This window comes from Terrabacter koreensis, assembly GCF_054783315.1.
In genome coordinates this window covers 23323-36850 of the sequence record NZ_BAAGQU010000005.1, presented here as the reverse complement: position 1 = coordinate 36850, position 13528 = coordinate 23323, and the positions used below count along the sequence as shown (strand labels likewise).

General features: G+C 72.9%; 12 protein-coding genes. 9 read left to right on the top strand and 3 right to left on the bottom strand.

The window, feature by feature from the left end; genetic code table 11:
- Positions 1–6: 6 nt before the first annotated feature.
- Together ACYVNR_RS12435 and ACYVNR_RS12430 are read left to right on the top strand one after the other, a co-directional pair.
- The gene (locus tag ACYVNR_RS12435; RefSeq protein ID WP_461048334.1) at positions 7–651 is read left to right on the top strand and encodes a VOC family protein; all 645 of its coding nucleotides are present in this window, start codon (positions 7–9) and stop codon (positions 649–651) included.
- 66 nt (positions 652–717) lie between these two features.
- Entirely contained in the window at positions 718–1233 is a 516-nt protein-coding gene (locus ACYVNR_RS12430) for a nitroreductase family protein (protein ID WP_458798878.1), read from the top strand.
- Between the two features lie 89 nt (positions 1234–1322).
- Here ACYVNR_RS12430 and ACYVNR_RS12425 read toward each other — a convergent pair whose 3' ends face one another.
- Both ACYVNR_RS12425 and ACYVNR_RS12420 read right to left on the bottom strand, forming a co-directional pair.
- Complete coding sequence (locus ACYVNR_RS12425; RefSeq protein WP_461048333.1) at positions 1323–2960, bottom strand: ABC-F family ATP-binding cassette domain-containing protein; 1638 nt, start codon at positions 2958–2960, stop codon at positions 1323–1325.
- A 36-nt stretch (positions 2961–2996) separates the two neighbouring features.
- Positions 2997–4190 (bottom strand): molybdopterin molybdotransferase MoeA, encoded by a 1194-nt coding sequence (locus ACYVNR_RS12420; RefSeq protein ID WP_461048332.1) that lies wholly within the window; start codon positions 4188–4190, stop codon positions 2997–2999.
- A 42-nt stretch (positions 4191–4232) separates the two neighbouring features.
- Between ACYVNR_RS12420 and ACYVNR_RS12415 the strand changes: the two genes are divergently transcribed.
- The 4 genes from ACYVNR_RS12415 (at position 4233) to ACYVNR_RS12400 (ending at position 9026) form a co-directional block, all read left to right on the top strand.
- Positions 4233–5573, top strand: coding sequence for a glycoside hydrolase family 1 protein (locus ACYVNR_RS12415; RefSeq protein WP_461048331.1), 1341 nt, complete (start codon positions 4233–4235; stop codon positions 5571–5573).
- A gap of 126 nt (positions 5574–5699) precedes the next feature.
- On the top strand, positions 5700–6674 hold the full coding sequence (locus ACYVNR_RS12410) for an ABC transporter ATP-binding protein (RefSeq protein WP_461048330.1): 975 nt from the start codon (positions 5700–5702) through the stop codon (positions 6672–6674).
- Between the two features lie 10 nt (positions 6675–6684).
- Entirely contained in the window at positions 6685–7866 is a 1182-nt protein-coding gene (locus ACYVNR_RS12405) for an ABC transporter permease (protein ID WP_461048329.1), read from the top strand.
- Entirely contained in the window at positions 7863–9026 is a 1164-nt protein-coding gene (locus ACYVNR_RS12400; protein ID WP_461048328.1) for an ABC transporter permease, read from the top strand. The genes ACYVNR_RS12405 and ACYVNR_RS12400 overlap by 4 nt, the downstream gene beginning before the upstream one ends.
- A gap of 162 nt (positions 9027–9188) precedes the next feature.
- On the opposite strand, the gene ACYVNR_RS12395 is transcribed toward ACYVNR_RS12400, so the two are convergent.
- Entirely contained in the window at positions 9189–10562 is a 1374-nt protein-coding gene (locus tag ACYVNR_RS12395; RefSeq protein WP_045192852.1) for an L-serine ammonia-lyase, read from the bottom strand.
- Positions 10563–10911: 349 nt separating this feature from the next.
- On the opposite strand from ACYVNR_RS12395, the gene ACYVNR_RS12390 reads away from it, so the two are divergent.
- From ACYVNR_RS12390 to ACYVNR_RS12380, 3 genes are all read left to right on the top strand, one after another.
- On the top strand, positions 10912–11715 hold the full coding sequence (locus tag ACYVNR_RS12390; protein WP_461048327.1) for a hypothetical protein: 804 nt from the start codon (positions 10912–10914) through the stop codon (positions 11713–11715).
- 66 nt (positions 11716–11781) lie between these two features.
- The gene (locus ACYVNR_RS12385) at positions 11782–12483 is read left to right on the top strand and encodes a class F sortase (protein WP_461048326.1); all 702 of its coding nucleotides are present in this window, start codon (positions 11782–11784) and stop codon (positions 12481–12483) included.
- Positions 12484–12557: 74 nt separating this feature from the next.
- Positions 12558–13505, top strand: coding sequence for an ornithine cyclodeaminase family protein (locus ACYVNR_RS12380; protein ID WP_461048325.1), 948 nt, complete (start codon positions 12558–12560; stop codon positions 13503–13505).
- Positions 13506–13528 lie beyond the last annotated feature (23 nt).

Sequence of the window (13528 nt, the reverse complement as noted above, 5' to 3'; positions counted from 1 at the left end):
GGCGACGTGACGACGGTCATCGGGGCGGGCGAGTTCTACGCGGTGGCGTCAGCGGACGAGTGGCGCCTGACGTTCGAGGGGGCGCTGGCGCACTTCCCGTGCCCGGACGCCCGGCGGAGGGTCGAGTTCGCCTCGCGGGTGGTGGAGCTGGCACCGGAGGGCTACGGCCCTGACCTCGAGCTCCGGGCTGCAGGCGTCACGGTGCGGCTGCCCTCCTCGTGGGACGCCGGCGGGTTGCCCGAGGCCGCAGCCGGTCTGGCCGCCTCGGTCTCCGCGGTCGCGGCACAGGTCGGCCTGGCCGGCGACGTCTCACACCTGCAGTCGATCCAGATCGCGATCGACGGCGGGATGGAGTCGGTCCCCTTCTGGCAGGCGGTGACGGGCTACGAGCAGGTCGCCGACGCCGACATCATCGACCCGCTTCGCCGCGCGCCCGGCGTCTGGAACCAGGCCGTGAACGACGGGCGCGGGGCGCCCGCGCGGATCCACGTCGACCTCAGCACGTCGGCGGCCGAGGTCGCCCGGCGCATCGAGGCGGCCGTGCAGGCCGGCGGCCGTCTCGTCGACGACTCTCACGCCCCGCACTGGTTCACCCTGGCCGACCCCTCCGGCAACCTCGTCGACCTGGCGGCGTGGCCCGACCTGCCGTAGGTGGCGCAGCACTCCCCTTGGACAGGATGGTGGCCATGCCCGGCCCGGCGGGCGCACGATGACACGGTGGAGACCTGGGACGCCCTGAGGGCGCGACGCAACGTCAGGCAGTTCACCGACCAGCCGGTCCCCGACGAGGCCCTCGACCGGATCCTCGACGCCGGGCGACGCGCCCCGTCCGCGGGCAACTGGCAGCCGTGGGACTTCGTGCTCGTGACGGACAAGGCGCAGCTCGGGGAGCTGGCGAAGGTCTGGCAGGGCGCGAGACACGTCGCCGGGGCGGCCGCCGCGATCGCGATCGTCGCGCCCCAGCCGCAGGACGACCGCCAGTCGGGGCTGCTGCAGTACGACCTCGGGCAGGCCACCTACGCGATGACGGTGGCCGCGGCCGACCTCGGCGTCGGCACGGGGCACGCCGCGGCGGCCGACCAGGACCACGCCAGAGCGGTCCTCGGCTTCCCCGACGGCCACTTCCTCGCGTACGTCCTCTCGGTCGGCTACCCCGCCGACAAGCCCCTGGCCGTCATCCACACGCTGAACCGGCGCCCCTTCGACGAGGTCGTGCACCGCGGCACCTGGTGACCCCCTCTCCGGGGGCCCCGTCCTCCCCTACACCCGTCGAGTGCTCAGTTCCCGACGCAAGCAAATGAGCACTCGAGTGGGGGTGGGTGTCAGAGGCGGGTGACCTGTCCCCCCTCGACGTGCCAGCGCTCGTCGAGCCGCACGTTCTCGAGCAGGCGCCGGTCGTGCGAGACGAGCAGCAGCGCCCCGTCGTACGACTCGAGGGCCTCCTCGAGCTGCTCGATGGCCGGCAGGTCGAGGTGGTTGGTCGGCTCGTCGAGCACGAGCAGGTTGACGCCGCGGGCCTGCAGCAGCGCCATCGCGGCGCGGGTGCGCTCACCGGGAGAGAGGCGGCTGACCGGGTTCGTCACCTGGTCGGCCTTGAGTCCGAACTTGGCGAGCAGCGTGCGCCGGTCGGCGGGTGCGAGGTCCGGCACGGCCTCTCCGAAGGCGTCGCCGAGCGGCAGGTCCTCGCGCAGCCCGGTGCGGGCCTGGTCGATCTCGCCGATCGCGACGGACGCCCCGAGCGACGCGCTGCCGGTGTCGGGCTCGACCCGCCCGAGCAGCAGCGACAGCAGGGTCGTCTTGCCGGCGCCGTTGGGCCCGGTGATGCCGACGCGGCGGCGCGCCTCCACCTGCAGCGAGGCCGGCCCGAAGGTCCAGTCGCCCCGCTGCACCGTCGCCTCGTTGAGCGTCGACACGACGGTGCTCGAGCGCGGGGCCGCCGCGATGTTGAACTGCAGCACCCACTCCTTGCGCGGTTCGGCGACCTCCTCGAGCCGGGCGATCCGCGACTCCATCTGGCGCACCTTGCGCGCCTGCTTCTCCGCCGAGTCGATGCTCGCCGCGCGGCGGTTCTTGTCGTTGTCGGGGCTCTTCTTCATCGCGTTGCGCACGCCCTTGGACGACCACTCCCGCTGCGTCCGGGCGCGCGCCTCGAGGTCGGCCTTGGTGCCGGCATACGCGTCGTACGCCTCGCGCGCGTGCCGTCGTGCGACCTCGCGCTCCTCGAGGTAGGACTCGTAGCCGCCGTCGTGGACCGCGACGGAGTTCTGAGCGAGGTCGAGCTCGACGATGCGGGTGACGCAGCGGGCGAGGAACTCGCGGTCGTGCGAGACGAGCACGACGCCGCCGCGCTGGCCGTGGACGAAGGACTCGAGCCGCTCGAGCCCTGCGAGGTCGAGGTCGTTGGTGGGCTCGTCGAGCAGCACGAGGTCGAAGCGGCTGAGCAGCAGGGCCGCGAGCGCCGCTCGAGCGGCCTGGCCGCCGCTGAGCGAGGTCATGAGGGCCTCCGGGCCGACGTCGAGCCCGAGCTCGGCGAGCATGGGCGGGATGCGCTCGTCGAGGTCGGGCGCCCCGCTGGCCAGCCAGTGGTCGAGGGCGACGGCGTACGCGTCGTCGGCCTTGGGGTCGTCGCCGCCGAGACCGTGGGCGGCGGCCTCCATCGCCTCGGTCGCCGCGGTCGCACCGGTGCGTCGGGCGATGTGCCCGGCGACCGTCTCGCCGGGCAGGCGCTCGTGCTCCTGGGGCAGCCAGCCGACGAACGCGTCCGACGGCGCCGTCGTCACCGACCCGGCGAGCGGCCGGTCCTGCCCGGCGAGCAGGCGCAGGAGGGTCGACTTGCCGGCACCGTTCGCACCCACGACCCCGACGACGTCACCCGGCGCGACCGTGAGGTCGAGGTGCTCGAAGAGGGTCCGGTGGGCGTGGCCGCCGGCGAGGTCCTTGGCCACGAGGGTCGCGCTCACGCCGGACAGCCTAGGGCCGACGCGAACACGTCCCGGTCACAGGTGGTGGACGACCACGTCGTCGCCGTCGATGAGCTGGTCGACCGCCGCGGGCACCTCGATGAGGCAGTTCGCGGCCGCGAGCGCCGTGAGGTGTCGTGCGTCGGCGGCGCTCACCGTGCCGTCGGGTGCGAGCACGCTGGTGACGAACTGGACCCGCCCCGTGCGGGCCCGTCGCGTCTTGCCTGCGTATGCCGCCCGGCCGGCCTGTCGGACGGGCGCGCCGTGGCGCCGGTCGAGCGCCGGACGCACGAGCACGTGGAAGGCCACGAAGGCGCCGACCGGGGTGCCGGGCAGGCACACCACCGGTGTCGAGCCGTAGCGGCCGAGGCCCTGCGGGCCACCGGGCTGCATGGCGAGGTGCACGAAGGCGAAGGTCGGCAACGGCGAGCAGACCTGGCGCACGACCTCGTAGGCGCCCGCGCTGACGCCGCCGGTCGTGACGACCACGTCGACACCGTCGTCCGCGTCGAGGGCGTCGAGCAGGGCGCGCAGCTCGTCGGGCTCGTCGGAGCAGACCTCGACCCGCACGACGGCACAGCCCGACTCGTCGGCGAGGGCGGCGACCATGTCGGAGTTCGACTCGTGGATGCCGCCGGCCCCGGGGTCGCTCTCGGCCCGCACGAGCTCGGCCCCGGTCGCCACGACGGCGACCCGGGTCGCAGCCCAGACGTCGACCTCGGTGCAGCCGGCAGACCGCCCGAGAGCGATGAGGGCGGGCGTCACCTCGGACCCCCTTGCGGCGATGACCGATCCGGCAAAGACGTCTTCGCCGCGGAGTCGCACGTGCTGGCCGTCGGTGGGCGCGGCGTCGATGGTCACCGTGGCGGGCGCCGGCCCGGTCGGGGCGGCGTCGGTGCGCTCCACGGGGACCACCGCGACGGTGCCCACCGGCACCCGGGCGCCGGTCATGACCCGTGCCGCCTGGCCGTCGGTCAGCTCGAAGCCCGGCGCAGAACCGGCCGGCACGTCCCCCACCACGGGGAAGGTGCGCTGGTCGGGATCGGCCGGCCGGACGGCATACCCGTCCATGGCGGACGAGTCGAAGCGTGGCAGGTCGTCGACGGCGACGAGCTCACCGGCGAGGCGGCGACCGGCCGCGTGCCGGTCGAGCGCGACCCGCTCGACGACGCCCTCGCCGAGGAGCCGCTCGACGGCGGCACGGTGCTCCGGGACAGGTACGTGACCCACGCGCGCCAGTCTGTCGCATGACGGGCCGGTACGTTGACCGGCATGGCGACCGTGGACGGCTTCCGGCTGGACGGGGTGCTGCTCGGCGTGGCCACCGCCGCGACCCAGATCGAGGGCGGTGACGTCGCGAGCAGCTGGACCGACTGGGCCGACCGCCCCGGCACGATCCGTGACGGCTCGTCGCCGCGGCGCGCCACCGACCACTGGAACCGGTGGCGCGAGGACACCGAGCTGATGTCGTCGCTCGGGGTGCAGGTCTACCGGATGAGCGTGGAGTGGGCCCGGCTCGAGCCACGGCCCGGCGAGTGGGACGACGCAGCGTTCGCGCACTACCGCGACGAGCTGGACCTCTTGCGCGAGAGGGGGATCCGCCCGCTGGTGACCCTCCACCACTTCAGCCAGCCGCTGTGGTTCGAGCGCGACGGCGGGTGGCTCGGGCCCGGCGCGCTGTGGGTGTGGGAGCGGTTCGTCACCCAGGTCGTGACGCGGCTGGGCGACCTCGTCACGGAGTGGGTCACCGTCAACGAGCCCAACGTCTTCGTCACCGGTGCCCACGTCTTCGGCGACTTCCCACCCGGCCACCGCTCGCTCCGCGAGGGCCTGCGGGTGTACTCCGTGCTCGCGGCCGCGCACCTGCGGGCGTACGCCCTCATCCACGCCCTGCAGCCCGGACCTGACACGAAGGTGGGGGTCGCCCACCACCTCCGGCCCTTCCGCCCCGGCAACCCGCGCAACCCGTGGCACCGGCTGCTGACCCCCGCCATGCGTCACCTGTTCCAGGACGCGATCGTGGGTGCGATGACGACCGGGGAGTTCACGGCCCCGCTCCGCCGGCCACCCGGCATACCGAAGCAGGGTGACGGCTCGGGAACGGGACGGTACGCCGACTTCTTCGGCCTCAACTACTACTCGCGCACCACGGTGACGCGCTTCGACGACGGCACTCCGCCCGGGGTGCCCGTCAACGACCTCGGGTGGGAGGTCTACCCCGCCGGGATGGGCGAGACCGCCCGGTGGGCGTGGGAGACGTACGGCCTGCCGGTGTGGGTGACCGAGAACGGCACGGCGGACGCTGCCGACGCGTTCCGGTCGCGCTACCTGTGGGAGCACCTGTCGGTCGTGAGCGACGTTCGGGCACAAGGGGTTCCGGTCGACCGCTACTACCACTGGTGTTTCGTCGACAACTGGGAGTGGAACGAGGGCGAGGGCCCGCGCTTCGGGCTGGTGGCCCTCGACCACGACACGCAGCAGCGCACCGTGCGCGACTCGGGGCGCTTCTTCGCCGAGGTCGTGCGGGCCGGCGGTGGCACTCCCGAGCTGTACGACCGTCACGTGGCCGGGCAGGTGTACCCGGTGAGCGAGTCGGAGAGCCACCACCGCTGACGCCCCCGGCAACCTCGTCGCTGGTGTCGAACCTCACGGGGATGGGTGACGGAGGTCCCGGGTGCCGCCACGGTGACTCTCCTACGCTCGGTAGTGGAAGCGTCGACGAGCGGGGCGGAGGGCATCGTGCGGACGGACGGGGCCACAGCGGAGCCGACAGGACGCGGCGACGTGCTCGTCGTCGACCACCTCGTACGCCGGTTCGGTGACCTGACCGCCGTCGACGGGGTCTCGTTCCGCATCGCCGCGGGCGAGACGTACGGCCTGCTGGGCCCCAACGGCGCCGGCAAGACGACGATCATCTCGATGGTCGCGGGGCTCATCGCGCCCGACGAGGGCACCGTGACCGTCGCAGGCGAGCAGATGGGCCGCACGGCCGTCGCGCCCAAGCGCCACATCGGCCTCGTGCCGCAGGACCTCGCCGTCTACCCCGAGCTCACGGCCCGCGAGAACCTCGTGCTCTTCGGCCGGCTCCAGGGGATGACCGGTCCGCAGCTCACGGCCCGCGTCGCCGAGGTCACCGAGCTCATCGGCCTCACCGCGCGCGCGAAGGACCCGACCAAGGAGTACTCCGGCGGCATGAAGCGCCGGCTCAACATCGGGATCGGCCTGCTCCACCGGCCCACGCTGCTCATCCTCGACGAACCGACGGTGGGAGTGGACCCGCAGTCACGCAACCAGATCCTCGAGTCGGTCGAGCGGCTGTCGGTCGAGGGCATGGCCGTGCTCTACACGACGCACTACATGGAGGAGGCCGAGCGCCTCTGCGACCGGATCGGCATCATCGACAGCGGCGTCCTGCAGGCGGAGGGGACCCGCGACGAGCTCGTCCGCCTCACCGGGGCCGTCGACCACATCCGGCTCTCCGGCACGGGCGACACGCACGCCGCCGCCGAGGCGCTGCGGGCCCTGCCGTCGGTGTCGCAGGTCGACGTCGACCGGCGCGAGCTGCGCCTCACCGTCGGTGACGCGCCGAGCGCGGTCGCGCAGGTCGTCACCCGGGCGACGGACGCGGGGATGAGCCTCGCCGACGTCGAGATCACCCGGCCCGACCTCGAGTCCGTCTTCCTGCACCTCACCGGCAAGGCCCTGCGGGACTGAGGACGAGACGATGCGCCCGCTCTGGACCATGGCGATCTCGGACCTGCGGCAGCGGGCCCGCGACAAGTCGGTCTTCCTCTTCGGCATCGCGGTGCCGCTGGCCCTGATGGGTGTGCTCAACCTCGTCATCGGCAATCTCCTGAGCCGCGACCTGACGCCGGTCACCGTCGCCGTCTCCGTGCCCGTCGGCGACGAGGCGGGGCAGAGCCTCGTCGGCACGCTGCGCTCGCTCGGTGACATCGACGGCGCCGGTGGCTTCGACGTCAGGGTGCGGCCGGTCTCGCCCTCGGACGTGCGCCGGCTGGTGGCCAATGACGAGGCGGACCTCGGGCTGACCGTGCCCGACGGCTTCGGGGCGGCGCTGCTTCAGGGCGCTCCGAAGGACGTCACCGTGGTCGACGGGGGCGGCGGCATCGAGAACGACGTCGTCATCTCGGTCGTGACCGGGACCGTCGACCGCTACCGCGCGGCCACGGTGGCCGCGACGGCCGCAGGCAGGGTCGGCTTGCCGGCCTCCGACCTGGCCGCCATCGGCCGGGAGGTGGCGACAGCGACCCCGACGATCGCCCTCACGGAGGGTCGGGCGTCCGACGAGCAGCTCTCCACGACAGGGGCGCTCGTCGCCGGCCAGGCCGGACTCTTCCTGCTCTTCACGGTCGGGTTCGGTGTGCTCGGGCTCGTCAACGAGCGCGAGCAGGGCACCCTTGCGCGGTTGCGCTCCATGCCGATGCGCCCCGGGCTGATCGTGGCGGCCAAGGCCCTGGTCAGCTTCATCCTCGGTGTCGTCGCGACCACCGTGCTGCTGACCGCGGGCAGCCTGCTCTTCGACGTCGACTTCGGGTCGCCGCTCGCGGTGGCGGTGCTCGTGCTCTGCGCCGTCACGGCAGGCACCTCGATCACGTTCGTCATCGCGCGGATCGCACGCACCGCCGAGCAGTCGAACGTCGCGCAGTCCATCGTGGCCCTCGTGCTCGGCATCGCCGGAGGCGCGTTCTTCCCGCTCAACGCCGGGGGGGTGCTCGGCACCCTGCTCGACGCGAACCCGGTGGGAGCCTTCATCCGCGGGCTCGGCATCACCTCCGGCGGCGGAGGCGTCGGCGACATCGGCGTGCCGGTGCTGGTCCTCCTCGTCTTCGCGGTGGTCATGGTCGGCGTCTCGCGCGTGGTGCCGGACCGGGGGGACGCGCTGTGAGGCCCGTGCTCGCCATCGTCACCGCCGAGCTGCGGCGCTTCCTGCGCGACCGTTCGAACCTCTTCTTCGTCTTCATCTTCCCGCTCGTGCTCGTGCTCGTCATCGGTGCGCAGTTCGGCAGCGGAGCGACGGCGGGCAAGGTCGCCGTCGCCGGTGAGAGCGGCGCGATGGTGGCCGCCCTGACGACGCAGCTGGAGTCGGAGGGGCTGGTGGTCACGAGCGGCTCGCGCGAGGACGTGCTCGAGCAGGTGTCGCGGGGCCGGGCGGCCGTCGCCGTGCTCGTGCCCGACGGCGCGGGCGCCGCCTTCGCCGCAGGACGACCTGTCACCCTCGAGGTCGTCCCCGGCTCGGCGAGCAATGCCCTCGCCGTGCAGCAGCGCGTGCGCGGAGCGGTCGACGTCCTCCAGCTCGACCAGGCCCAGCTCGCCGCGCTCACCGGGCGTGGGGTCGCCGCGCCGGCAGCCCGGGCGGCCGTGGATGCGGCGCGTGCCCAGGTGACCGGGCCGTCGACGCGCGTGGAGAACGTCGACGCACTGGCCCGCGAGTTCCAGGGTGTCGGCCAGTTCGACGTCGGCGCGGCCTCCCAGCTGCTGCTCTTCACGTTCCTCACGTCGCTCGCCGGCTCGGCGACCCTCATCCAGGCGCGGCGCCACGGCGTCATCGCCCGCACGATGGCGGCGCCCGTCTCGTCGGCCCAGGTGCTGCTCGGCCAGGCCGGGGGTCGGCTCGTCATCGCTCTCGCGCAGGGCATCTACATCGTCGTCGCGACATCGGTGCTCTTCGGCGTCGACTGGGGGAGCCTCTGGCTGACGGGTCTCGTGCTGCTCGTCTTCGGTGCCGTGTCGGCCGGGCTCGCCATGGTGCTCGGGTCGCTCGTCGACAACGAGGGCGCGGCAGGCGGGCTCGGGGTCGGCCTGGGCCTGGTGCTCGCCGGTCTCGGCGGCGGCATGGTTCCGCTCGAGGTGTTCAGCGACACGTTGCGCGGGGTCGCCCACGTGACACCGCACGCGTGGGCCTACGAGGCCTTCGCCGAGATCCAGCGCCGCGACGGCACGCTCGTCGACGTGCTGCCGCAGCTCGGGGTGCTCACGGCGATGGCCGTCGCCGCGCTGGCCGTCGGCGCGTGGGCCCTGCGGCGCAGCCTCGCCCGCGCCATGTGACCTCCACCTGCTCCAGGGGGCCCCGGCCGTCGCCGTCCCCCTTGGCAACACACCCGACAACGGTCAGGCCGCGGTGCTGCAACCCTGCGCGGTTGACCGCTACCGGGTGTGTTGCAGGGTGGGTGTGGCGGGGGCAGGGCGTCCTCGCGTGCCCACGGGGTTTCAGCACTCGATGACGTTGACGGCGAGGCCGCCGCGGGCGGTCTCCTTGTACTTGACCTTCATGTCGGCGCCCGTCTCGCGCATCGTCTTGATGACCTTGTCCAGGGACACGACGTGCGACCCGTCCCCGCGCATGGCCGTGCGGGCGGCCGTGATGGCCTTGACCGAGGCGATCGCGTTGCGTTCGATGCACGGGATCTGCACCAGACCACCGACCGGGTCGCACGTCAGGCCCAGGTTGTGCTCCATCCCGATCTCGGCCGCGTTCTCCACCTGCTCCGGGGTGCCGCCCATGACGGCCGCCATGGCGCCGGCCGCCATGGAGCAGGCCGAACCCACCTCGCCCTGACAGCCGACCTCGGCCCCGGAGATCGAGGCCGTCTCCTTGTAGATGACCCCGATCGCACCCGCCGTCAGCAGGAACCGCACGATCCCGTCGCGGTCCGCGCCGTTGACGAAGTTCGCGTAGTAGTGCAGCACCGCCGGGATGATGCCGGCCGCGCCGTTGGTCGGAGCGGTGACGACACGGCCGCCCGAGGCGTTCTCCTCGTTCACGGCCAATGCGTAAAGGGTGATCCAGTCCATGCCGCGCAGCGGGTCGTCGCTCGTGGCCTCCAGGCGCAGGCGGCGGGCCAGCTCGGGGGCGCGCCGCCGCACCCGCAGCCCGCCGGGCAGCACGCCCTCGGTGTCGATGCCGTTGCGCACGCACTCCTTCATCACGCGCCAGATCTCGAGCAGGCCGTCACGCACCTCCTGCTCGGTGCGCCACGAGAGCTCGTTCTCCAGCATGATCCGCGAGATCGACTTGCCGGTCTCCTTGCAGTGCGCCAGCAGCTCGTCACCCGTGCGGAACGGATGGGCGACCGGTGTCGAGTCGGCGACGATCTTCGTCTCGCCATCCGCGTCGCCTCCGACGACGAAGCCACCGCCGACGGAGTAGTAGGTGCGCTCCGCGAGCACCTGCCCGCCGGCGTCGAGCGCGGTGAACGTCATGCCGTTCGGGTGCACCGGCAGCGTCTTGCGCCGGTGCAGCACCAGGTCCTCGTCCTCGACGAACGCGATCTCGTGCACCCCCAACAGCGACACACGCTTGCTCGCCCGGATCTGCGCCAACCGGCCCTCGACCGCCCGCGGGTCACACGACTCGGGCCGCTCCCCCGTCAACCCGAGCAGCACCGCCTTGTCGCTGCCGTGCCCGTGCCCCGTCGCCCCCAACGACCCGAACAGCTGCGAGCGCACCCGAGCCACCCGCTCCAGCACGCCGTCCTCCCGCAGCCGCTGAGCGAACATCTCCGCCGCCCGCATCGGCCCCACGGTGTGCGAGCTCGACGGCCCGATACCGACCGAGAACAGATCGAAAACGCTGAGCGCCATGGTGTCCTGACTTCGTGTCGTCGCTGACGGCTGCCGCCCGGGGTGTGGACGACCTGTCGAGCGTACGACCAGCCCCGCTGGGCACGCACACAGCCCGCCGCCGAGCCCGTCGCCGGATGCCCCTCGCTCGACCGCCCGAGGGCCCGTCGCATGCTTCCGCGCGGGACTTCAGGCCCGGTGACATTCGAGTCATTTAGGTGGATAGCGACCCAATTCGCTTGTGCGGCAACGAAATTGCTTCACCCTAAGCCTCTATCGCGGACGCAACTGTGCTTATGGTCCAAGGACTCGGGGTCAGGGCGCTCGGGGGCAACGAGGCGCCACCACGAAGACAAGGGGAAAACACGACATGGCTGTGAGATCAGTGCTGCTTCCGCGCACGACGTTGACGTTCATCGCTGCATCAGGACTCGCGTTGTCGGGGGCTGTCGCCCTCGGCACGGGCTGGGCCGCATCCGCCACCCCGACCGACCCCCACAAGGTCTGGGTCTGCAAGTACGTGCAGAAGCCGCACCAGAACGAGGTGCTGAAGGCGGGCAAGAACCCGATCTACGTGGACTGGGCCTCCCTGACGGGCAAGGCGTCTGCGCCGCACGTGGGTGACAGGTTCTCCGATGCGCACGACAAGTCCGTCGTCATCAAGATCGGCGGCACCGACCCCGGCAAGAGCGCCTGCCCGGCCGGCACGCCGCCGACCACGACCCACACCAAGCCGCCCACCAAGACCCACACGACGCCTCCGACGAAGACCCACACGGTGCCACCTACCAAGACCCACACGCCGCCGCCGACCACGACGACGCACACCCAGCCTCCGACCACGACGCACACCGTGCCGCCCACGACGATGACGCACACCGTGCCGCCCACGACGATGACGAGCACGGTGCCGGCCACGACCACCACCACGACGCCTGCTGGTGGTGGCGGCGGCGGTGACAACGGCGGTGTCGTCGACAACGGCGGCTTCGTCGACAACGGCGGCAACGGGGGCACCCCCGGCCCGGTCCCGGGCCTCGGCGCACCGGACACCGGTGGTGACGGGGACGGCACGCCCATCGGCCTGCTCGTCGGACCCGGTCTGCTCGGCGCCGGCATCGCCGTCGCCCTAGCCGAGGCCGAGCGCCGCCGCCGGCAGCACGCGCGTGGCTGACGCACACCCACGAGTCCCGGCCGCCGACCAGCTCGGCGGCCGGGCACCAGGGAGGATGTCGAACCGGTGAGACGGGCCTGGCTGCGGTGGACGCTGGCGACCCTCCTGGTCGCGGCGGGGCTCGCGCTGCTGCTGCCGAGCCTCAGGGCGCAGCCCGAGCCCAGTACCGAGGCGGCCGCGCCCACGAGGCCCGCGCTCGTCGAACCGGCCCCCTCACCGTCGACGGCAACTCGCTCCTCGCCGCCCACGACCGCCCGGTCGTCGTGCCGCGTGGGCGAGCCCCGGCGCCTCGTCATGCCTGCGCTCGGTGTCGACGCGACCTTCGAACGGATCGGCCTGGACCAGAGCGCTCCGCGTGACGCCGCGGGGCGTCCGCCGCTGGGAAACCCCAGCAACCGCAAGAATGCCGGCTGGTACGCGGACGGCCCGAGACCCGGGTCGGGCCGCGGCACCGTGCTCACCAACGGGCACACCTACCGCAACGGCTCCGCGATCTTCCACGAGGACTTCTCCGAGCGCGTGCAGGTGGGCCAGCTCGTCCAGCTGCGCCAGGACAACGGCTCGGTCTGCTCCTACCGCATCGCGAAGGTGTGGCGTGAGGTCGAGTCGGCCCGCGGCTACCCCCGGCTGGTCGCCACGCAGCACCTCTACGACTTCGGCGGTCCCGAGCGGCTGCTGCTCGCGACGTGCAGCGGCTCGTGGAACGCGGCCTCGCAGGAGTACGACCACATCAGCGTCGTGCTGGCGGTCCCGGTCACACGCTCGTGAGAGCCGCCCCGGCGGGCGACGACACTGCAGCACCCCCGGGCGCGCCGAGGGTCGCGCCACCCTAGAGTCGAGCAATGCCACAACCACGCTGGGTCGACGCCGCCACGGTTCGCCGGTCGCTGACGCCCGACCGCGCCCGGCGGTTGGTGCGGCAGGCGCTGGCCGACGGCCTCGACCCCTCCGCCGACCCGCTGCGTCAGGCGGTGCCCGCAGGCGAGGGGCAGCTGCTCCTCATGCCGTCCGTCGGCCGCCGGTCGGCCGGGGTCAAGGTGCTGTCCGTCGCCCCCGGCAACCCGGCGCGCGACCTCGAGCGCATCCAGGCCCTCTACGTGCTGATGGACGCCGAGACCCTCACCCCGTCGGTGCTCATCGACGGCTCCGCCGTCACGACGCTGCGCACGCCGGCCGTCTCGGCGGTCGCGATGGACGCGCTGGCGCCGGCCGAGGTCGAGGCAGCCGTGGTCTTCGGCACGGGCCCGCAGGCCGTCGGTCACGTGGAGGCGTTGCTCGCCATCCGGCATACGGCCTCGGTGACGGTCGTGGGGCGGCGCTCCGAAGCCGCCCGGTCCACCGCCCAACGGGTCTCGAGCCTCAGGGGCAGCGCGCGGCTGGACGTGCGGGCCCTGACCGTCGACGACGCCGCGGTCGAGGACGCGGTGCGGCAGGCGCAGGTCGTCGTCACGGCAACGTCCGCCGCCACGCCGGTGCTCGGCGACGACTGGGTGGCCGACGGCGCGTGCGTCGTGGCGATCGGGTCGCACGAGGCGCACCGCCGCGAGCTGGGTTCCGGCCTGCTCGGACGCTCCCTCGTCGTCGTCGAGGACATCACCACCGCCCACCGCGAGGCCGGTGACGTCATCCTCGCGGCCGAGCAGGGCGCGATCGACTGGGACGACGTGAAGACCCTCCAGGAGGTCGTGCTCGGAAGGGTCAGCCGAGCCGGTGACCGGCCGAACGTCTTCAAGAGCGTCGGCATGGCGTGGCAGGACCTCGTCATCGCCGAGCACGTCGCCCGGCACTGACGAGGCGGATCCGGCGGGCCAGT